General features: G+C 53.8%; 20 protein-coding genes. 3 read left to right on the top strand and 17 right to left on the bottom strand.

What is annotated here, in order from left to right; all coding sequences use genetic code 11:
• Positions 1-242 precede the first annotated feature (242 nt).
• The 4 genes from AC5Q5A_RS14860 to AC5Q5A_RS14845 form a co-directional block, all read right to left on the bottom strand.
• A complete protein-coding gene (locus AC5Q5A_RS14860) occupies positions 243-917 on the bottom strand; it encodes a dihydrofolate reductase family protein (RefSeq protein WP_493895752.1) in 675 nt (224 codons plus the stop codon).
• Positions 918-1,019: 102 nt separating this feature from the next.
• Positions 1,020-2,618: a trypsin-like peptidase domain-containing protein gene (locus AC5Q5A_RS14855; RefSeq protein WP_493895751.1), complete on the bottom strand. Its 1,599-nt coding sequence runs from the start codon at positions 2,616-2,618 to the stop codon at positions 1,020-1,022.
• 629 nt (positions 2,619-3,247) lie between these two features.
• Positions 3,248-4,237, bottom strand: a complete 990-nt coding sequence (gene araD1 / locus AC5Q5A_RS14850; RefSeq protein ID WP_493895750.1) for an AraD1 family protein — start codon at positions 4,235-4,237, stop codon at positions 3,248-3,250.
• A 75-nt stretch (positions 4,238-4,312) separates the two neighbouring features.
• Positions 4,313-5,086, bottom strand: a complete 774-nt coding sequence (locus AC5Q5A_RS14845) for an SDR family NAD(P)-dependent oxidoreductase (RefSeq protein WP_064782538.1) — start codon at positions 5,084-5,086, stop codon at positions 4,313-4,315.
• Positions 5,087-5,620: 534 nt separating this feature from the next.
• Here AC5Q5A_RS14845 and AC5Q5A_RS14840 point away from each other — a divergent pair.
• Positions 5,621-6,370 (top strand): FadR/GntR family transcriptional regulator, encoded by a 750-nt coding sequence (locus tag AC5Q5A_RS14840; RefSeq protein WP_120225880.1) that lies wholly within the window; start codon positions 5,621-5,623, stop codon positions 6,368-6,370.
• Between the two features lie 279 nt (positions 6,371-6,649).
• Here the strand turns inward: AC5Q5A_RS14840 and yjfF are convergent, their stop codons facing one another.
• From yjfF to AC5Q5A_RS14820, 4 genes are all read right to left on the bottom strand, one after another.
• On the bottom strand, positions 6,650-7,627 hold the full coding sequence (gene yjfF / locus AC5Q5A_RS14835) for a galactofuranose ABC transporter, permease protein YjfF (protein ID WP_083997211.1): 978 nt from the start codon (positions 7,625-7,627) through the stop codon (positions 6,650-6,652).
• Complete coding sequence (locus tag AC5Q5A_RS14830; RefSeq protein WP_040824631.1) at positions 7,617-8,633, bottom strand: ABC transporter permease; 1,017 nt, start codon at positions 8,631-8,633, stop codon at positions 7,617-7,619. Before AC5Q5A_RS14830 ends, yjfF begins: the two co-directional genes overlap by 11 nt.
• 41 nt (positions 8,634-8,674) lie before the next feature.
• A complete protein-coding gene (locus AC5Q5A_RS14825) occupies positions 8,675-10,171 on the bottom strand; it encodes a sugar ABC transporter ATP-binding protein (protein ID WP_120225879.1) in 1,497 nt (498 codons plus the stop codon).
• Positions 10,172-10,315: 144 nt separating this feature from the next.
• The gene (locus AC5Q5A_RS14820; RefSeq protein WP_286791151.1) at positions 10,316-11,266 is read right to left on the bottom strand and encodes an ABC transporter substrate-binding protein; all 951 of its coding nucleotides are present in this window, start codon (positions 11,264-11,266) and stop codon (positions 10,316-10,318) included.
• A 189-nt stretch (positions 11,267-11,455) separates the two neighbouring features.
• Here AC5Q5A_RS14820 and AC5Q5A_RS14815 point away from each other — a divergent pair, with 189 nt between their 5' ends.
• The gene (locus AC5Q5A_RS14815) at positions 11,456-12,478 is read left to right on the top strand and encodes an aldose epimerase family protein (protein WP_493895749.1); all 1,023 of its coding nucleotides are present in this window, start codon (positions 11,456-11,458) and stop codon (positions 12,476-12,478) included.
• On the opposite strand, the gene AC5Q5A_RS14810 is transcribed toward AC5Q5A_RS14815, so the two are convergent.
• From AC5Q5A_RS14810 to AC5Q5A_RS14790, 5 genes are all read right to left on the bottom strand, one after another.
• Complete coding sequence (locus tag AC5Q5A_RS14810; protein WP_493895748.1) at positions 12,475-13,170, bottom strand: hypothetical protein; 696 nt, start codon at positions 13,168-13,170, stop codon at positions 12,475-12,477. The genes AC5Q5A_RS14815 and AC5Q5A_RS14810 overlap by 4 nt on opposite strands.
• Before the next feature lie 48 nt (positions 13,171-13,218).
• Complete coding sequence (locus tag AC5Q5A_RS14805; RefSeq protein WP_493895747.1) at positions 13,219-14,808, bottom strand: gamma-glutamyltransferase family protein; 1,590 nt, start codon at positions 14,806-14,808, stop codon at positions 13,219-13,221.
• A 135-nt stretch (positions 14,809-14,943) separates the two neighbouring features.
• Positions 14,944-16,269, bottom strand: a complete 1,326-nt coding sequence (locus AC5Q5A_RS14800) for a TRAP transporter large permease (RefSeq protein WP_063086867.1) — start codon at positions 16,267-16,269, stop codon at positions 14,944-14,946.
• Between the two features lie 6 nt (positions 16,270-16,275).
• On the bottom strand, positions 16,276-16,848 hold the full coding sequence (locus AC5Q5A_RS14795; protein WP_493895746.1) for a TRAP transporter small permease subunit: 573 nt from the start codon (positions 16,846-16,848) through the stop codon (positions 16,276-16,278).
• A gap of 1 nt (position 16,849) precedes the next feature.
• Positions 16,850-17,968, bottom strand: coding sequence for a TRAP transporter substrate-binding protein (locus AC5Q5A_RS14790; protein WP_197147302.1), 1,119 nt, complete (start codon positions 17,966-17,968; stop codon positions 16,850-16,852).
• Between the two features lie 333 nt (positions 17,969-18,301).
• Here AC5Q5A_RS14790 and AC5Q5A_RS14785 point away from each other — a divergent pair, with 333 nt between their 5' ends.
• Positions 18,302-19,027 carry a GntR family transcriptional regulator gene (locus AC5Q5A_RS14785; protein ID WP_063086865.1) on the top strand — a complete coding sequence of 242 codons (726 nt, stop codon included), beginning with the start codon at positions 18,302-18,304 and terminating at the stop codon, positions 19,025-19,027.
• 52 nt (positions 19,028-19,079) lie between these two features.
• On the opposite strand, the gene AC5Q5A_RS14780 is transcribed toward AC5Q5A_RS14785, so the two are convergent.
• The 4 genes from AC5Q5A_RS14780 to AC5Q5A_RS14765 form a co-directional block, all read right to left on the bottom strand.
• Positions 19,080-19,613, bottom strand: coding sequence for a DoxX family protein (locus AC5Q5A_RS14780; protein ID WP_493895745.1), 534 nt, complete (start codon positions 19,611-19,613; stop codon positions 19,080-19,082).
• Positions 19,600-20,394 (bottom strand): HvfC/BufC family peptide modification chaperone, encoded by a 795-nt coding sequence (locus AC5Q5A_RS14775; RefSeq protein WP_493895744.1) that lies wholly within the window; start codon positions 20,392-20,394, stop codon positions 19,600-19,602. The genes AC5Q5A_RS14780 and AC5Q5A_RS14775 overlap by 14 nt, the downstream gene beginning before the upstream one ends.
• Positions 20,391-21,254, bottom strand: a complete 864-nt coding sequence (bufB, locus tag AC5Q5A_RS14770) for an MNIO family bufferin maturase (RefSeq protein WP_493895743.1) — start codon at positions 21,252-21,254, stop codon at positions 20,391-20,393. The genes AC5Q5A_RS14775 and bufB overlap by 4 nt, the downstream gene beginning before the upstream one ends.
• 140 nt (positions 21,255-21,394) lie before the next feature.
• The gene (locus AC5Q5A_RS14765) at positions 21,395-21,694 is read right to left on the bottom strand and encodes a BufA1 family periplasmic bufferin-type metallophore (protein WP_008891960.1); all 300 of its coding nucleotides are present in this window, start codon (positions 21,692-21,694) and stop codon (positions 21,395-21,397) included.
• Positions 21,695-22,018: the final 324 nt, after the last annotated feature.

Genomic DNA, 22,018 nt, shown 5'->3' with positions numbered 1-22,018 from the left:
TCCACATTACCCCGGACACACCAAAGGGCAGCGAACCACCGCTGCCCTTATCGCGTTCTACCGACATCCATCTGCCACAACGACCACCGCCCCCCCGTCATTCCCACGCCCCACAGCCCGTCACGCCCGCGAAGGCGGGCGTCCAGCTATCAAGGCGTGCGATATATGATGGGCCATGACATCCGATGACACGGCAAAAAGGGAGACGTCCCCTTTTTCCTCCGCGGCGACGTCGATGCAGCCTATTCCAGCCCCTCGGCAATACGCATTTTTTGACGGCGCTCAAGCTCCATCAAGGACGGCTCATCATGGGCGAAAGAACCACCTTTGACCGGACCATCGGGTGTTAGAATATTAAGACACACACCAGTGGAAAAAGACTGACTGGAAACAAGTTTCAGGTTCTTCGGCGCGCCATCATTTCCGAACACTCGCTTTCCCTTACCAAGAATCAACGGCATCACCCACAAGCGATATTCATCCACCAGATCATGCGCGATCAGAGTCTGGATCAATTTGGTACTGCCTTGGGTTAAAAGGTCGACCCCGTCAGAATCCTTCAGCGCACGGACCGCCTCAACCACATTACCCTCCAGGGCAACTGAGTTTTCCCACACCAACGTGTCAGGCGAAGAGGTCGCGACATATTTGCGAACGGCATTAAATTTCTGACCAATCGGATCATCAACCGCGGCATAAGGCCAATAACTGGCGAAGATGTCATAAGTGTTGCGCCCGAGCAGCAAATCATAGGGTGCTGAAAGCTGCTTGCGCAGGATTTCACTCATGACCTGATCCCAATAATTAAAACTCCATCCGCCAAACTCAAATCCGCCTTCAATATCCTCTTCCGGGCCGCCGGGTGCTTGCATAACACCATCAATCGACACGAATGCTGCGACGATAACCTTCCTCATGATATTGATCCTTTTTGGTAGGGCGCCGAAAACAGCAACTCAACATAGCGCAGCAAATGATCGATGCTATTATGAAAAGGGGACAGTCCACATTTCTGAGGTTCAGCCTGGCATCTTCGTCAGTTCGTTGATTGCAACTGCAAGATATTCTGCTGAACTTTCATCAGCGCCATGACCCAAACCAACAGCCGCGATTCCTAATACTTTGTATTCGTCGTCTAAGACCGGACCGCCGCTGTTGCCTTCTATTATTTTGGTCGTAACCTCAAGGTAGCACACACCGGATTTAATATTCTGTCTGACTACTTGACCATTTTCGCGTCGAATCCGATTCCCCGCAGAATGATTCGGGTAACCAAGGAGCCGTATTGGTAACTCTTCCGCCGAAGGATTGGCGCTAGATATCGACAAGGGCTTTAGGTCAACCAGATCATCTGGAATCGATAAGACTGCAATATCCCGATCCATGTCCACTTTCATAACCTGAGAGGTGAACTTTTCTGATGGTCGATCAGGGTGCCACAACTCGAGCTCATTGAGTGGATCGCTTTTTAGATCACCCCCTTCAGTAACACAGTGTGCGCAGGTAACGAACCCTACCTCATCAAGAAGAAAAGCGGTGCCTTGGCATAACGGTGCTTCTGTAATCCATGTGGCACTGTTCGCAACCTCTGAAGGCGTCATTTCCAACTGAATTGGTGTCTTCTCGGCCAGTTTATTGAACTTTGTTGCCAACGTTACAAACGATGAATCCGATGGACCTTTAATATGGCGTATGAATCCAATTTTACCTCGCACAACTGCTTCGAAGTTCTTTTCCTTTGGATCGTTTGAGTATTTTTCTGCGTACTCATTCTGCGCTGCTTCAAGCCCAAACTTTTCCCATGCATGAAGCATTGCTCGGACCTGGCGCACAAACCGGCGCTTGACATTAATTTTCTCGTTTACAACTAGACCTGTGACCTCTTGGCGACACCTCTTGCCTTGTAAGCGAACCTTCTCCTCATTTACCTTGAAGCCGTTCTCGTGGATTATCTTGGCTAAGGCACTACCAACCTCAACAAACGCGATTTCATCGGTTACAGGATCATATTCAGGAACGGCAATAGCTTCAGGAGGCAATCGATTAAAAGAGAACGTAATGTCGTCTGCATATCGCGAATACCGGCATTTATACTTTCTGGCCAACTTGGTTAGCTGACTGTCCATCTTGCCGCAAATCAAGTTCGTTATGATCGGAGAACTTGGTGCTCCTTGAGGAAGGACTTCGTCTAGAGTACATGCCTTCGCAATACATGCCGCTACTTTTGGCTTTAGCGAATAAGGTTTATTGATCAACATTCCGTAAACACGGGGAAATGTAATAGATGAAAAAAAGTCCTTCAAATCCACATTAAATACAAATTTCCGACCTGTATGAAATGATGCGTTTCTTTTTATATCTCGGCCCTTAACGAAACCATTAACACAAGTGTTAAATTCTCTAAGATCTTCCAACTCACGAGCTATACTTTTTTGTATTAAAAGCAAGTTTGATCTAGGCGCAGATATGACACGAACACCACCAGACTTCTTTGATATTTCAAAAGTCTTGTACTGTACACTTTGAGGAAGACGATACACATAATAGACCAGCGACTTGGTCTTACACCCAAGAACAGCTGATAGTGTTTTAACGTCAAATGCTAACTTCAAATTCATGAATATACTTGGAAGGCTTGGCGTGACTTCAGTGTTTCTCCCCTACTGATCATCGGGCATCATCAGATTTCTATCAGATTTCCGAGATACATTACGGGTCAACGCAACCACGTATACAGTAACATTCGAGACAGGTCGCATGGATCAACGACCACGATCAAACTTATAGAAGCCACGCCATAACAGAGAATAACAATCCCACGATCTGCCTTCAACAACTCCTAATAGTTGCGTTGCATTTCTTTGATTTTTGCAACTATGGATTAAACATGGCACGACACAAAAGCAAAATCTTCTACACAAGCAACCCATCGTCCAGCTAACAGATAAATTTAGATCAATAGGCTTATCAAAATCGCGCCAATCTCAAGCTTCGCTTACTCAGATACCATCCAAGCTCACTACCAAGCGCTTGACCTGAACTGCCTGCCAGCTTGAAATAAGGGGACAAATTTATCCTCCTACTAAGTATTTAGCTTTCCCCAACCATATTTTAGCAGAACACAAACAACCACCAAACCACAACCTGAGATTAAAAAACAAAACCCCGGCACATTTCAGCGCCGGGGCAAGTCGTGTCGTTTGGAGGTAGACAGGGCTTTGGGCCCCTTGGGAGTCTCAGAGAGACCTCAGATCGCCTTGATGGTCACCGGGCGTTCCGCCTGTTGCATCAGGCGGTTGCGGATCGGACGACCAAACAAGGCAGATTCAATTTCAAATTCGTCGCCATCCTGCGTGGTGATGCCATCGGCAAACGAAAGCGTCGCGGTCCCGAAGAAATGCGCGTGCACATCGCCCGGACGGCGGAACAGGTCATATTTGAAATGGTGATATTCAAGGTTGGCGATGGAGTGCGACATATTGTCTTCGCCACTGACAAACTGCTTTTCCCAGATCACCTTGCCATCACGATACAGGCGCGAGGTACCCTCGACATGGCTTGGCAGATCGCCCAGCAACAGTTCCGGGCCCATCGAGCAATGACGCAGCTTTGAATGCGCCAGATACAGGTAGTTCTGGCGTTCCATCACATGGTCGGAAAACTCGTTGCCGATGGCAAAGCCGATGCGCACCGGGGTGCCGTCATGATCAATGACATAGACCGCGGCAATTTCCGGCTCCTCACTGCCATCAAGGGCAAAGGACGGGCTTGGGATATCTGCGCCCGGATTGGCAACGATGGAGCCATCGCCCTTATAGAACCATTCCGGCTGTACACCATGTTCGCCAGCCTTGGGCTTGCCGCCCTCAACCCCCATGCGGAACATCTTCATGGAATCGGTTTCGTTGGCGTCCTTGTTATCGGCCTTGTGCATGTTCGCACGCGCCGATGCCGACCCCAGATGGGTCAGGCCCGTGCCCGTCACAAGGAAATGCGCCGGATCAACATGGGTAATCGGCGGCAAAAGGCGGCCATCGCGGGCAACTTCGTTATAGTCGACAGTGGTGTCGCCCATACGAATTTTTGCCTTTTCGATCATCGTCATGCCCTTGGCAAGGGCGATGGTCGCAAGTTCACGGGTGGTGGAAACGCCCTTAAGCGGGATCAGGGTATTTTGGTCTTCGACCACGGCCACATGTTGCGCGCCGGCGGTGTCCTTGAATTGAACCAGTCTCATGAATTCTGTCCTGAACGGTCTTGGATATATGTCGGAATATGGCGATGTCGGAATACGGGGTGCGTGACGCGGGCCTTAGACCCAGCCGCCATCAACGATAAAGTTTTGCGCCGTCACCATGCGCGCTTCATCTGAAATCAGGAAAAGCGCCATGCGGGCAATGTCATCAGGCATCACCTTGTTTTTCAGGCACTGGCGCTCATCGATTTCACGTTCGGCGGCTTCATCGACCCACAGGTCAAGCTGGCGCTGGGTCATGACCCAACCGGGCACAAGCGTATTGACGCGGATGTGATCCTTGCCAAGATCGCGCGCCATACCGCGCGTCAGACCATGGGTTGCGGCCTTTGCCGTCGTGTAGCCCGGCATACCGCCCTGCCCCATCATCCAGCTGACCGATCCGAAATTGATGATCGCGCCACCACCGGCCTTTTGCATCATCGGCGCCACCGCCTGAATGGCAAAGAAGGACGGGCGAATATTGATTGCCTGACGCTCATCCCAGTATTCCGGGGTGACGTCCTGCCATTTATGGCGGGTATCGTTCGCCGCATTGTTCATCAACCCGGTGATCGGGCCATTGATCTCGGCCGCCTTGGCAATGGCGGCTTGCAAGGCGGCAATATCGGTCAGATCGCATTTGATAAAGACAGGCGAATTTCGCGCATCTTTCGAAAGCTTTTCGACAAGGGCGTTGCCGGCATCTTCCATGATGTCGACAAAGGCGACTTTTGCCCCCTGCTCGACAAAGGCGGTCACAATCGCCTCGCCAATACCCGATGCCCCACCGGTGATGAATACCGATTTGTCTTCCAGGCTTGTATAGTGTGTCGGCATGCGATCAGACATGATCGTTTCATCTCCCGTCGTGCGTTTTGTTTTCAGATGTCAGACGTCGGATTCCCCTGACGCCAAACACGATTCTAGGCCAAAATTGACAGAAAGTGCATCCATCAAGCTATGTGCGGCGCAACAGGCGAAAAATTCCTGACGCCAACATCATGCTACGCCAACAAGCCCCCATCAGACCAGACGAATGGTCCGGGCACGTTCCCGTGCGCGGCTGCGTGATGCTTCCTCCTGATAATCTTGTTTTTTATTCTTCATACAATAACATTAATGATCAGGATATCCGGGCCTGTCAAGCGTCAAACCATGCAGTCTTTTCTTTCATTATCTGAAAGCTTGTTTATAAGTTCATGACATAAGCAAATACGTAACAGCCATCGTGACGCACCCCTGAAATAATTATATGCTATGCAGCACAAGGCGTTGACGGCACCAGATAAGTTGCCCTGAAAATTAATTCATATTATATGAATAATGATAAAGCGGGCCTTTTGCCTATTTGCTTTTCAATCAGGGCCACGCCGGAGGGAATATATGTCGTCCACCATGTCGAGAACTTACGCCAAACGCAGTCTGCACAGCATTGTTGCCCACGATCTTGGCGCACGCATTGTTTCGGGCAAGCTTGCGCCTGGCGATGTCCTGCCGACAGAGGCGGCCTTAAGTGAATCCCTTGATGTTTCGCGTACAGCCCTTCGTGAAGCCATCAAAATCCTTTCGGCCAAGGGGCTGATTGAAAGTCGGCCTAAAACCGGCACCCGGGTCAAGCCGCGCTCAAGCTGGAACCTGCTGGATCCCGATGTGTTGTCCTGGCATTTCCCGGACCCGGACCCGGCATTTCTCTATAGCCTGCTTGAAACCCGCCTGATCATCGAACCCAACACGGCCGCCATGGCCGCCGTCCGCGCCACGCCGGAACAGATCAAGCATCTTGAAACCGCCTATTTCGAAATGGAAAAGGCCGAACCCGGCACCGAGGCGGTTTATATCACCGACCTCGTGTTCCATCAGGGTATTCTGGATGCGTCGGGCAACGATTTCATGAAATCGTTTGGCATGTTGATCGAAACTGCCCTGATCGGTTCTTTCCGCCTGTCATCGGGCGGACCCAAGGCGCATGTCAAGTCGCTGCCTGATCACCACGCGGTCTATGCCGCCATCAGTCAGCGCGACCCCGAAGAGGCCCGCAGCAAAATGCACGGCCTGCTGCGCCGGACCATGCGCGAATTGCGCAAGGAGCTCGGCATGTCGGTTGAACATGACTGGGATCAGATCGGCCTGTAATCGATGCCGATGGGGCGGATCAAAACGATCACTGCCCCCATTCCTCATACTATTTGAATTTACCCCCAAAACGCCGGGTAGCGCGTTTGGCGCAGACAGGGCTTATTATTCACCAAAAATGAATAATGCGGCTGATTGACCAATTTTTTTGTCAAAAGTTTTGCCCCCGCGCCGGTGCCTGATTGCACGATCAAAACGACCCATGTAAGGGAACAGAAAAAACGCCCTGCTTATTCAAACAGGGCGTTTTGAAGGAAGGTATTTTGATCGCCGGATGCTTTATGTCGCCCCGGCCCGCATGCCCGAAAACGACCGGGTAATAAGGCGTTGCAGGACGATAAAGCCAAACAGAAGCGCACCAATCATGATCTTGGTCCACCAGCTGTTCAGCGACCCGTCAAAGGCGATCAGGGTCTGGATAACACCCATGATGATCCCGCCAAAGAACGTGCCGAGCACAAAGCCCATCCCGCCGGTCAGAAGCGTGCCACCAATCACCACGGCGGCAATGGCATCAAGCTCCACCCCGACCGCGGCCAGCGGATAGGCCGACGCGGTATAGAAGGCAAACACCACGCCCGAAAGCGCGCTGAAAAAGCCCGACAGGGTGTAAACCCGGATGATGGTGCTATGGACCGGAACGCCCAGCAATTCTGCCGAATGCCGGTCCCCGCCAATCGCATAGACATTGCGTCCGAACCGGGTGAAATGGGCAATCACCACCCCGCCAATTACGGTCGCCAGCATCAGAAGTGCCGATGCCGTCAACCAGCCACGCCCGGGCAGCTGGATTTTAAACCCGCTAAAGGCCGAGACAAACGGATGATCAATCGGAACGGAATCCAGATTGATCAGGAAGCACATGCCGCGCAGGAAGAACATCCCGGCAAGCGTGATGATAAAGGGCTGAATATCGAACTTGGCGATAATCACCCCCATAAACGCCCCGAATGCCGATCCGACAATCATCGCCACCACGGCCGCCGTCACCGGATGCATCCCAAAGCCGGTCACAAGTTCGGCCATCAGTACGCCGATAAAGGCAATCATTGACCCCACCGAAAGATCAATCCCGCCCGATAGAATGACAAAGGTCATGCCAACCGCAGTAATGATCAAAAAGGCATTGTCGGTCAGAAGCGCGCCCAGAACATAGGTATCGGAAAAGGCGCGATGTTCAAAAATCCCGTAGCCATACAGCAGTACCAGAACCGCAAGCGTGGCAAGGATCGGATAAAACCGTTCATTAATTTTCATCGGATTTCCCCCGCTTCATGCGTTCCATCGCCTGCCCCACAAGTTCGCGGGATTTTGGCGCCTGCACCAGCAGAACGACCATCACCACGGCTGCCTTGACGATCAGGGTGTATTGCGACGGAAGACCCGACAACAAGATGCCGGTGGTCAGCGCCTGAATGATCAGAACGCCAATCACGGTCATGGCAATAAAGAACCGACCACCCATCAGCGACGCGCCGCCAATAACGACGGCCAGAATGGCATCGAGTTCAAGCCACAGACCGGCATTGTTGGCGTCCGCCCCACGGATGTCCGCGGCAATGATAATCCCGGCAAAGGCCGAACACAGACCCGACGCCGCATAGGCCATCAGTTTGATACCGCGTGCATCGATGCCCGCGACCCGGCTGGCGCGCGCATTGCCGCCAACCGATTCAACAAACAGACCAAGGGCGGTCTTGCGCATGATGAAATAGATCGCGGCAATCACGGCGGCGGCAATTATCACCCGCCATGGAATACCCAGCAGATAACCGCTGCCGATCCCTTCAAAGAATTCACCATGGAAGGTCACGATCTGACCTCCCGTAATCATCTGGGCAATCCCACGACCAGCCACCATCAGGATCAGGGTGGCAATGATCGGCTGAATATCAAGGAAGGCGACTAGAATGCCGTTCCACAAACCGCACAAAATCCCGGCACCAAGGGCGGCCAGGATAATCACAGCCGGATGCAGGTCGGTATCGCGGATCAGAACCGCCATCACCGCCCCCGAAATGGCAATGATCGAACCGACCGAAAGATCAATCCCGCGCGTGCCAATGACAATTGCCATGCCCACCGCAACAAGGGCGGTCGATGCCCCGCGATGGACAACATCGACAAGCGATCCGTACAGATGGCCGTCAACAATTCGGATGTTGAAGAAATCCGGTGAAATGATCCCGATCCCCAGCACGATCAGGATCAGTGCTGCGACCGGACCAAACCAGGGCCGACTTAACAAAGAAGATGCAGACATGGTGCTGCTTTCCCGTATTTTCTTTTTGTCTTTTAAACTGGTCATCGTGCAATCGCCTCGATGATGCTGTTCTGGGTGATGTCCGCACCCACCAGTTCAGAAACCTTTTCACGATCGCGCATCACAGCCACGCGGTCGGCAAAGGCGACGATTTCTTCAAGCTCGGATGACGCGACCAGCAATGCCAGCCCCTCGTCACAGAGCTCCTTGATCAGTTTGATGATGTCGGCATGTGCGCCCACATCAATCCCGCGTGTCGGTTCATCAAGGATCAACAGGATCGGCTTGGACACCAGCCAGCGCGCCAGAATGACTTTTTGCTGGTTGCCACCGCTCAGTTGCCCGACGGGCTTTTCACTGTCGGGGGTGGCAATGCCCAGTGCCTTGATCATGTCATCGGCAAATTTCTGTTGTTCGGCGCGCGGGATCGGGCGCAACCAACCACGCCGCCCCTGAAGGGCAAGCACGATGTTTTCACGCACACTCAGTTCGGCGACAATGCCGTCCTGTTTGCGGTCTTCGGGACACAGCCCGAAACCGGCCCGGATCGCATGGCGCGGCGAGCGCAGCATAACCGGCTCCCCATCAAGGAAAACAAGGCCGCTATCGGCTTTTTGCGTGCCAAACACCAGTTCGGCAAGCTCTGTACGGCCTGATCCCAAAAGCCCGGCCAGACCAACAATCTCGCCAGCTTTCAGATCGAGTGAAACCGGTTCAAGCACGCGCTTTTTGCCCAAATTCTTGATCTGGATCTGGCGCGCCGGGCCGTCATAGCTGCCTTCGTCCTGATGGCGATGCGCGCTGACTTCGGCCAATTCACGTCCCAGCATGTGATTGATCAAATCAATCTGGGCCAGTTCCTTGGTGACAAACGTGCCCACCAGGCGACCATTGCGGAGCACCGTGATACGGTCGGTTACCGCGTAAACCTGATCAAGGAAGTGGGTGACAAAAACAATGCCCAGCCCCTTGTCGCGCAACTCGCCCATAATCCGGAACAATGTTTTGATTTCTTCGCCGTCAAGGGATGCGGTCGGTTCATCAAGAATAAGAACCTTGGCATCAAGGGCGACAGCACGCGCAATCGCCACGAGTTGCTGGATCGCCACCGAATAGGAGCCCAGCGGCCGATTGACATCAATATCAAGCCCCAAAATCTCAAGGGCGGTCTTGGCATCGGCCTCGGTCTTTTTCCATGAAATCAGCCCGAATTTACGGGTCTGGCGTTCCAGCATCAGGTTTTCGGCCACCGACAATGTCGGCACCAGATTGACTTCCTGATAAACGGTTGAAATGCCAAGTTCCTGCGCATCACCGGGATGCTGCGGATGGATTTCCTGTCCTTCGAGTGACACCGTACCGGCATCGCGCGGATGCACCCCGGTAATCACCTTGATCAGGGTCGATTTACCGGCCCCGTTTTCGCCCAGAAGGGCGTGAATTTCGCCGCGTTCAAGGTCAAAATCCACATCCTCCAGCGCCTTGACGCCGGGAAAGAACTTCCCCGCACCGCGCACTGAAAGCACTGTGTCTGACATATCCTGCCCCTCTCCCTAGTCTGTCTTTGAAGTCTTTTGCTGCGGATACAGCCGGACGCACCCCGGCAATCGCCGGAGCACGTCCGATGCAATGAGAAGCGTGCCTCAATTCCCCATGGGCAGAACCCATGGGGAAGTCAGAGGTTATTTGCTACGCATTTTGTATTCTTCCGCAGCGGTATCAGGCAGATAGAGCGGGCCATTTGCCTTGATCCATTTCGGAACTTCTTCACCAGCCTTTGCCGCCTTGATCGCGTCAAAGGACGGGCCGCCCAGATGCGGGTTCAGTTCGATGGTGGCATTGGTGTCACCCTCGGCCATCGCCTTGAAGATATCTGGCACCGCATCGATGGATACGATCAGCATATCTTCACCCGGGTTCAGACCGGCTTCCTTGATGGCCTGAACGGCACCCAGTGCCATGTCATCATTGTGGGCATAAACCGCACAGATGTTGGCACCACCGTTTTCAGCTTTCAGGAAGCTTTCCATGACTTCCTTGCCGCCGGAACGGGTGAAGTCACCGGACTGCGAACGGATGATGTTGATGGCCGGGAAGTTGGAAACAACCGACTCAAAACCTTCCTTACGGTCGTTGGCGGCAGACGAACCAACAGTTCCCTGCAGTTCGACAACGTCGCAAACGCCGTTGGTTTCAGCAGCCAGCCATGCAGCGGCCAGTGCACCTTCGACCACGAAGTCAGACGCCACTTTGGTTAGATACAGGTCTTCACTTGCATCAACACCACGGTCAACGAGGACGACCGGAATGCCGGCGTCTTTTGCTTCTTTGAGAACCTGATCCCAGCCGGTTTCAACGACCGGAGCCAGAAGAATGCCATCCACGCCCTGCGCGATGAAGGAACGGACTGCCTTGATCTGGTTTTCCTGTTTCTGCTGTGCATCGGAGAATTTCAGATCGATCCCACGACGTTCAGCTTCGGCCTTGATGGACGCCGTTTCAGACGTACGCCAGCCACTTTCCGAACCGATCTGCGAGAAACCGATCATCATTTCTGCATGTGCAGCAAACGACAGACCAAGTGCAACACCCATTGCGGCAGTAGAAACTGCCATCTTCTTAAAACTTACCACGATTTCCTCCCTAAGAGTGGCTTATTGCTTAAAAGCCATATAGTATTACAATATGATTTCTAAGCCCTCAACCATATAGTGTATCATCCTTTAGAGTGATCGCGCCAAGCGACATTAAAACTTGGCTAAACCAATAAAAATCAATATCTTGGCACGAATCGAATATCACAAACCATCGCGATACCAGACATGGCAAAACCCCACACCAACACACTTCAAAAGGGCGAAAATGCCCCCCGCGCTGCATTAGAGAGCTCTCAGATTCGCGTATTGGTTTCTGCGCTTGGCGCGCGCCTTTGCGGGGTATATTTGCGTGATCTTAAGGACGGACACGAAACAAATATCGCGGTCAACCTGATTGATGATGCCGCCTATCTTGATCAGGATAGCTATATCGGCGCGGTATGCGGGCGTTATGCCAATCGCATCGAAAAGTCGCGCTACAGGGATGAAAACGGGGATATCGTTCAGCTTGCCACCAATGAAGGCGAACACCACCTGCACGGCGGACCGGATGGTTTTGACAGACGGCTCTGGACCATTTCCGATCAAACAGAGCGCAGTGTTACGTTTAAGCTGACCTCGCCCGATGGCGATCAGGGATACCCGGGCAATTTGAGCGCATCTGCGACCTATTCACTGGTTGCGGATAACCGTCTGCGCCTTGAAATCGCCGCCACCTGCGATCAGCCCTGCCCGGTCAACATGACAAGCCACGCCTATTGGAACCTGTCAGGCACGTTTGATAAAACGGCCGGCGATCACGTCTTGCAAATCAACGCCAATCAATGGCTTCCGGTTGATGACAAACTGATCCCGACGGGCGAAATCCGCGACGTCATGGGGACCGGTTATGACTTCCGAAGCCCGGCACGGATTTCCGATATGCAGCCGCACGCGTCCCAAGGCTTTGATCACAATTTCTGCTTGACCGGCCCACGCGGCGAGCTGCGCCAGATCGCCAACCTTTCAGATCCGACAAGCCAACGGTCGATCAAACTGTTTTCCACCGAGGCCGGTTTGCAATTCTACCTAGCACAGCATTTCAATGATGCGATGAAAACCGAAAACGATGTGCCGCTTCACACATCGGGCGGCATTGCCCTTGAACCGCAAACCTACCCCAACAGCCCCAATAACCCGGACTTCCCAAGCCCGTGGCTCAAACCGGGTGAGACTTATCGGCATGTGATTGAGTGGGAGTTCTGCTAACTTGTTGGAACACTTTCAAGTGCCTCGCCAAGTGCCACGAAATCAATCTGACCGCCTTGGACTTGTCTATATTTCGCGAGCAAATGCTCCGATACGTCGTAGACATCTTCAGCGAAGTAGTGCTTAACCTGACCACGGGCCGAACCTGAATTTCTTGCTGAATAACACTCACTCAGACATATCCCTCGATATCTAAGAAAGTCAGCATTGTTTATTGAATGAGCGAATTGGTTTCGAACATCAAAGATGTTTCGCAGAACTTTCTTTTGCTTTGACGTTATATACTTCTCGTCCCTGAGCCAAATTATGCGGTGATTGTTAGTCTCCTGATCGTCAACACTCTTTGGCTTATCCAACAGTCTGACCAACCGCTCAATCATAAACTCCATAAGAACAAAGAGCTTCCTTAGATCGCCTTCATTGCAAGCAGCGTTCGGAGGAACAATCACATTCCTTCCTGCAATCGGGATGCTATTGCTAGTTTTCAACCGAACACTGCCATAACTCACCACAGCGTCATAATTAGCCAAAAACCAGTCGTCTCCAAACCACAGAAACTCATGGCCTGCCGATCGCGATAGAACATAAGGCAACACTAACTGATATTGCTCGCCATCAATTCCGTCAGTTATTTCTTCGTATCTAGGTAAGTAGTTGGGTGCCAAGTCGTGCAAAATACTCTTCAGGTACAAGGTCAGCTCCGCTGTAGGAATTGAACTACCTTACTATGCGCACAACGGTTAGAGCGCAGCAACCGAACCATCCGCCCTCGGATCAGTCGCCCCTTCCATCACGCCATCCTTGCGCAAACGAATGCCGCCCGCATGGCCCATCATGTCTTCGTAAGGACCAACAACCTCGACCGTATGACCGGCTGATTTCAGTTGTTCGATCAGGGCCGGGTCAAAGCGGTTTTCGAGTTTCAGGGTTGTCGTGTCTTCGCCCCACGTTTTGCCCAGCAACCATCGTGGCGCGCTAACGGCTTCCTGCAGGTCCTGTCCATAGATCACATTGCGGGTAAATACCGCGGACTGAGTTTGCGGCTGTCCCTCGCCGCCCATGGTGCCATAGGTCAGCAGCGATCCGTCATTGAGCTTTGCCAAGGCCGGGTTGAGCGTATGGAACGGCAGGCGACCCGGTCCCAGCTGATTGGGGCCATCATGGAGCGTGAAGCTCGCACCGCGGTTTTGCCACAGAACCCCGGTTTCGGGCACCACAACGCCCGATCCGAATTCCCAGAAGATGCTTTGGATATAGCTGACCGCAACGCCGTTGGCATCAACCGCCCCCATCCAGATCGTATCGCCCGGCTTGGCGACATGCGGCCAAGGGAGTGCTGTTTTCATATCGATTTTGGCGGCTTCATGATCGAGCATTTCATCAGATAGCAGCGACATCGGATCGATGCTCATCCGGTCCGGGTCGCCAACATGGGCGTCACGCTTCAGGAAGGCGCGTTTGGTTGCCTCAATCAATCCATGGACATGGTCAAACCCGTCCAGTGTCGCGCCGGAAAGTCCCAAGCGATCAAACAGGCCAAGGATCATCAGCGATGCCACACCCTGGGTCGGTGGGACCATATTGAAAACGGTGCCGGTCGAAAGTTTGACCGAAAGCGGCGTCATGATTTTGGCGTGATAGGCTTCAAAATCCGAAAGGCGAAGCGGGCTTCCGACCGCCTCAAGCCCGCGGGCATTGGTCCGCGCAATGTCACCGCGATAAAAATCATCAAAGCCAACACGGCCAAGCTGCTCTAGCGTTGCGGCAAGGGCTGGCTGTTTCAGCACATCGCCAATCGCCGGAATACCGTTGGCGGCATAGGTATCAACATAGCCCGGTGAGTCGTCAAGTTCCGCCATTTTGGTTGTGGTCAGGGTAACCTGTGACTTGGTGACCGGCACCCCTGTTTTGCCATGATGGACCGCATCACGCATCAGGCGACTGTGTGGAATTTTGCCGCCGATTGATGCCGCGACCTCGGCCGCGTTAATCCAGCCGCCAATCGCACCGGCGACTGTCAGGGCCGCAAGCGGACCACGGGGCGGGATCGCGGCCTTGCCCTGTTCGCGGTAAAAGTCCGGCGTTGCAAGGTTTGCGGCCCCGCCACATGCCCGGATGGCAACCGGGTCCTTGCCGGGTTCGGCAATCAGCCAGAAACCATCACCACCAATCGCGTTCATATGCGGATAGACAACCGCAATGGTCGCAGCGGCGGCAATCATCGCCTCGACCGCATTTCCGCCTTCGCGCAGAATGTCACGTCCGGCCTCAGCGGCGAGATGATGGGGTGCGGTGACCATGCCACCGAGTGCGGTTCTTGAACGTAACATGATCAGCTGATCTCCCTGCCTTATGCTTGCGGGCATGCCGCGTTACTTGCGACATGCCCGGTTTGTTCATAGCGCTGTTTTGCGTTTCCGTTCAGCGCCTTTTCACATTGTAGAATACCTGTTTTCCAAACCGGCCTACCAGCCGATCAGATTTGGCAACCAGCTTGTCAGTTCCGGGAAGATAAACAACAGGATCAGGGCAAGCGCCTGAATACCGATGAACGGTATCACCCCGCGATAGATATCGACCGTCGAAACAGATGGCGGCGCCACCCCCTTAAGGAAGAACAATGCCCAGCCAAACGGCGGCGTCAGGAAGCTGGTCTGAAGGTTCATCGCCACCAGAATGGCAAGCCATGCCATGTCGATCCCGCTATTGAGAAAGACCGGCAAGAACATCGGAAGCGCGATATAGGAAATCTCGATCCATTCAAGGAAGAAGCCAAGCACAAAGATCACGGCCATCATGAACAGAAGGTTGCCCATATCGCCGCCCGGCACCCATTCAAACATCGCATGAACAAGCCCCTCACCGCCCAAACCACGGAAGGCCAGACCAAAGGGCTGCGCACAAATCAGGATGAAGAACACCATCGCACTGGTGATCAGCGTGTCATGCAACACATCGCGCATCACACCAAAATTCAGCCGCCCGGAAAACAGTGCGAGCAACAATGCACCAAGTGCACCCATGGATGCGGCCTCTGTCGGGGCGGCAATCCCGCCAACGATGGAGCCCAGCACGGCAAAGACCAACGCCAATGGCGGCACGACCACCTTGGCGATTTTGATCAGCAATTGCTGCGTGCTCATGGCGTCGCGTTCATCCTTGGGGATGGCAGGCACCATGTCGGGCTTGAAAATCCCCAACAACACAAGATAAAGGCCAAGCATCCCGGCCAGGATCAAGCCCGGCACCATGGCCGCGGCAAACAATGTGCCGACTGACTCACCCAGAATATCGGCAAGCAGGATCAATACCAGACTGGGCGGGATGATCTGCCCAAGGGTACCCGATGCGCAAATCACACCACTGGCAACGCCCTTGTCATAACCACGATTGATCAGGGGTTGCAGTGACAGCAATCCAACCGTTACAACGGTCGCGCCAACCACGCCTGAAGACGCGCCCATCAAAACGCCAACGATGACGATGGCCAATCCCATGCCGCCCTTAAGCCGCCCCATGGCGTGACCGATCACATCAATCAGTTCTTCGGCCAGCTTGGATTTTTCAAGCATCACCCCCATGAAGATGAAAAGCGGCAAGGCAAGCAGCGTATAGTTGGTCACGACCCCGTAAACGCGTGCCGGCAACAGGTTAAACAAACCGGTGCCAAACCCCATAATTCCAAAGGCAAATCCCGAAATCGCAAGCGAGATCGCCACTGGCACACCAAGCACGAGGAAGCCAAAGAAGCCCCCGACCATACCGATGGCCAGCCATTCATTTCCGGTCATGTCTGATTAGTCTCCTGCACCGGTTTGCGTGACCGCATCAGGTGCATCAAAGGCAGGTTCGCTGCGATTACCCGCAACGATTTGACGATAATTCATTAGGCCCTGGGCAATCGCCTGAATCAGCAAAAGACCAAACCCGATCGGAATAAAGGCCTTGAGCAAGAAGCGATATGGCAGGCCACCCGGATCGGGGGAGCCTTCGCCCATCATGATGGATTGCTCGACATAGGGGATCGAAAACCAGATCAGTGCTCCGCCCAGTACCGCCATCAAAACGGCCGAGAAAAGGTCGATGATCGCCTGGGCCCGCGGGCCCAGACGTTCATAAAGGAAATCGACCCGCACATGTCCGCCATGGCGCATGCCGTAGGCCATGCCCATCAGGGCAATTGGCGACACCAGATGCCATTCAAGTTCCTGCATCGCCACACTTCCGGAATTAAACAGATAGCGCAGCAACACATTGCCACCGACCACCAGAACAAGGGCAAGACCACTGATCGCAGCCCCCCATCCGGCAATATCGACAACCAGACCAAGAACGCGGTCCGGTAACGGCTCAGTACGGGTCGACTTCATATCAGCTCATCCCGCCTTTCGATGAAATGATCCCGTGATAGGGCTTTTCACTGATCGCGGCCCATTCACGGTGCGTGTCGCGGAACGCCATGAAGCTGTCATGGACCTTTTTGGTGATCGGGTCTTTGGCCGCTTCGGCTTCAAGCGTTTCCTTGGTGATGTCCTTAAGCTTGGTCACAACATCATCGGGCAGGGTTTGCGCGGTAACGCCAAAGTTTTCGACCAGATCACGCAGGGCTGCTGCGTTGTTGGCTTCACACCAGGAATGGCTATCAAGGTTACACGCCTGTGCGGCGTTCTTGACGATCGCCTGCAGATCCGCCGGAAGGCTTTCCCAGGCTTTTTGGTTGATCAGAAGTTCGGTCACGTTGGACGGCTCATGCCAGCCGGTGGTGTAGTAGTATTTGGCTGCTTTCTGCAGGCCCAGACGACGGTCCTGATACGGGCCTACGAACTCGGCCGCATCAATCACGCCACGTTCCAGTGCCGGGAAAATTTCCCCGCCCGGAAGCAGTTTCACTTCAACGCCGATCTGCTGATAGACCTTCCCGGCAAGACCCGGGATACGCATTTTAAGGCCGTTGAAATCATCTAGGCTTTCGATCGGCTCGCGGAACCAGCCGGTCATCTGAACGCCGGTATTGCCCATCGGGAAAGCCACCAGACCATAAGGCTGATAAACTTCATGCCAAAGCTCAAGCCCGCCACCATGATACAGCCAGGCATTCACACCCTGGAAGTTCAGACCGAAGGGCACGGTTGTGAAATACTGAGCGGCAAAGATTTTACCCGCCCAGAAATAGGCATTGGCCGCATTCATTTCGACCGTACCGGCCTGAACCGCGTCAAAACCTTCAAGGGCCGGGATCAGTTCGCCAGCGGCGAAATGCTGAATGTTCAGACGGCCATTCGACATTTCCGTCACGCGCTTGCAGAAATCTTCCGGGCTGCCCGGACCGGTCACATAAAAGGGTGAACCCGGACCATAGGCATTGGTCATTTTCCAGTTAAAGGTTTCCTGCGCACGAACGATGCTTGGTGCGGCGATAACGCCTGCACCGGTTGCTGCTGCACCGATTGCCGATTTGGTCAGAAAATCGCGCCGTTTAATGTTTGTCATTGATGTCTCCCTGATAGAGATAGCTATTTCTCTGAAACGTGATCTCAACGGAATGCATTCCGCACTGTGTATACATCTTGCAACACACATGCCATTGCATATTTTTCAATGACTTAACAAAATTCTTCTTATTCCTTGACATTCAAAATGCCGATTAATTAGTCAAAATATTGCATTGCACATTTTTACTGCACAATAAATATGCAGGAACTGGCGCGAAAAAATGTGCGGATTTTACAACCCTTGAGAAACTTGGCCTTGCCCTGAAAATTGGTGTATACATTTGATCAACAGGAGCCCAACCAAACCTCCCAAGAAGGGTATCGACTTCAGATGATCGAGCTTCGCCAAGCGCTCAGCACCCCGTCCGAACAGACCGAACAGGTCGGCATTGCCCAACAGCTTTGTCAGGCGCTGGAAGATGACATCGTCAAAGGAAAGCTCCCCCCCGGGCAGCGTTTGGAAGAGCCGCTTCTGGCCAAACGGTTCGGCGTTTCGCGCACGCCGGTGCGCGAAGCCTTGCAGCTTTTGACTGCGACCGAACTTGCCGAAAAGATTCCCAATCGCGGCGTTTATGTCTCGCTCGCCACCCCGGAACGGCTGACGGCGATGTTTGAAAGCATGGCCGAACTCGAAGGCACCTGCGGGCGGCTTGCAGCCAAGCGGATGACAAGTGGTGAGCGCCACAATCTGGAACGCCTGCACCATGAATTGGCCGAAACAGTGCGCCTGGGTGATAGCGACGGTTACGAAACGCTGAACCGGTCGTTCCACAACACACTGTATCGTGGCACCCATAATGATGTGCTGGTGGATGTTACGCTTTCGGTGCGTCGGCGCGTTGCCCCGTTCCGCCGTGTGCAATTCCAAAGCCTGTCGCGCCTTGCCTCCTCACACGAAGAACACCAGGGCATTGTCGATGCCATCCTGCGCGGTGACGTCAAGGCGGCCGAAGACTTGCTTTACGGGCACATCATGGCGGTGCACGAGATCAGCCAGGAATACCTCGCAAGCCTGCGCGATGCGAGCGCCCAGAACGACCGGGTTGCGGCAAAATAAGAATTCAGATGGGATTACTGTGCTGCCATAAGCGCAGTCACAAGGACCTCCATCAGGCGCGTCGGTGCGACAGGAACCGATCAACCGACAGCTTGCCACCACCGGCAACGACCAGCGCCACCAGAAGCGAAATCCAAAGCAGGCGGTGATCGATCAGCTCGGTCGGCAATCCATTGGCAAGCGCGCCCAGAGCTGTACCGTGAAACACAACATCCACGACCGTCTGAACCACAATGAAGCCAATCATGCCAAGCGCCGCAAGACGGGTGAACAGGCCGGCAACAATCAGGATCGGCAAGACAAACTCGCCAAGGGTGCCTGCCCAGACAATCAGGTGCCACGGAAAGAACGGAATGGCGGAGGTATCATAAAGATACTGCTCGGCAATCGGTGGCAGGATCTGCGCGAATGCGCCCGCACTCAGCCCAAAGCCATCAATCTTGGTCATCGCGCTGTTGACGTAATAAGGCAGCAGCAACAGAACAAAAAGCCCCCGGCTGGCAATGCCAATAACATCGCGCCCGCCAAGGGCATCCATTTTACTCTCAAGACGGGCGTAGCCGCCGATTACATTATTCATCATCATGCCCGTTTCCTCTCGGGATCGTAAGGCGGGCATCAAATGCCCCGATTGTTAAAAACGCGGCAAAGCTCGCCATCACATCAAAATTCGCATCAGCTTCAAGGGCATGAGCGCAGGCATCGCCAAGACTTAGACCATCACGGGTTAGCGCAGCAAAGAACGCCGCCTGCCCATGGGTCATCAAGTGCATTTCGACCTGCATATATGGGCGTGTGACCAAGACAGTTTCAGCGTGCTGTACGATGCTGGTTTTACCGACCTCTTTGCCATCCACCGGGTTTTGCGCATTCCAGATGGCAAAGATCGGATACTCCGACGCCACGACCTGACAGGCCGGGTGTGCCCGCAGTTTCATGGCCTCCAACTCATCCTCAAGCCCGCCGAGCTCTTCGGCCAGAAGCGGCGTGGCGTCTTCGGATGTGCTGACCTCAAGCCGGGCACGTTCAAGCCGTGCGATATCCGGCAGGTACGGCAAACGATCGCGTACCGGGTGGCTTGCCAGAAATTCGGCAAAGCCCGCACCATAAAGGGCAAGCGATCCGGCACGGGTGGTTTCGGATTGAACGAACCCCTTTGCCAATTGATCAAAAAAACCATCCCCAACCAGTTTGCGCACCGTCGGGTACGCGGCCCCCAAGGCGTCATAAAGGCCGCGATGAACATTGTTGCGGTAAATCGCGAAACGGTGCGCGTAACCATCAGTGACACTGCCTGGCACCGCGTCCGGTTCCGGGGAACGCAACGCTTCGCTAAAGCCATCATAAAATGCCTTAAGCTCCGTCATGACGCGGCCTCAAACTGATCATTCACGGCGCAAGCAAGGTGAAGGTCGCCAAGGGCGGCCTCACGCGCCAGCACATCCCAGCTTGGGACATCATTATCCCATTCAATCAGGGTCGGCTTCCGCCCGATCCGCGCGATCAGACGATCAAACAGATCCCAAACCGGATCGGCCACCGGCCGGGAATGGGTATCGATCAGAACATTGTCTTCGGGGTTGGCATCGCGCTCATGCCCGGCCAGATGAATTTCACCGACCAGATTACCGGGCACCGCATCAATAAACGCATTGGCATCAAAGCCCAGATTATGCGCCGATATGTAAACGTTGTTTACATCAATCAACAACCCACAGCCGCTACGCGCGGCGGCCTCAGTAATGAATTCCAATTCGGGGATCGAGTTTTGCGGCAAGGGCACATAAGACGTCGGATTTTCGATCAGGATCCGCCGACCAATAAAGTCCTGCACACGATTGATGGCATCCACTAATTGCGCCAACGACGTTTTCGTCATCGGTGTCGGCAGCAGATCGGCCATATAAAGCCCCTCATGCGCGGACCACGCAATATGTTCAGACACCATGGCGGGATTGAACCGGTCGACCAGACGCTTGAGATCCGCCAGATGGTTCTTGTTTAACGGCTCCCCGCCCCCAAGTGACAATCCGACCCCGTGCATCGAGACCGGATAGTGCGCAGACAGCTCTTCCAGCATGGCAAGTCGCGGGCCACCGGCAACCATGTAGTTTTCCGGATGAATTTCAAACCAACCGACAGATGGGGCTTTGCCGAAAATGTCTTGGGCGTGCTCGGCCTTGAAGCCAACACCTGCACGGTCAGGAAGCTGTGTCAGCGATGTCATATCGGGGCAACCTTATCTTTTCGCCGTTTACGCGGGTGGACGGCCAGCACATCGGGACAGGGGGAGACATATGCAGATCTGTGCTGACCGTCCGTTGGGACGCGATTAGGCTTGGGGTTAGGCTTGGGAGATTGCCGGACTTAGCCCTGCGGGATATCGCGATCCAGCGCTTCCAGGCTGCCCATGACTTCGCGGCCATCCGCCGTGGTGAAGCTCATATCTTCACAGGTGCCGGCCGGAACCAGTTTCCAGGCATTGCCCTGATAATCAACAGTCGACGTCCCGGCACAGGTCGTACCCGGACCAGCAGCACAGTCATTCTGCCCCGCCAGCGACACACCAAAACATTTTTCCTTAGCACCATCGGCTGCTGCCTGGTTGATCGCGGCCATTGAAACAGCAGCACTCAATGCTGCACCCAGAACCATTGCTTTTTTCATCGTCGTTTCCCTTCGGTTAAATGCGGACACTCAAGTCCAGGTGATGATTTAACCGTAAGGGCGATGGACAAATTCGTCACTGCACCATTCGCACACGCCAAGTCAAAGAGGCGTGAGACATTCCACACATATCCTCACAGCGCTGTGAGGTGACAGCACACCAAATTCTGAACGCCTGAAACGACAAAACCCCCGACCGGTTAAGGTCGAGGGTTTTCAAAGTCGTGTGTTTATAGGGAATATGAGTTGCTGTATTTGGAAGGCCCGGCGGTGACCTACTCTCCCGTGCCTTAAGACAAAGTACCATCGGCGCAGGCTGGTTTC

The organism is Thalassospira sp. CA1, assembly GCF_059052855.1.
Note: the sequence above shows the minus strand (reverse complement) of the source record. Positions and strands in the feature narration are given on the sequence as shown.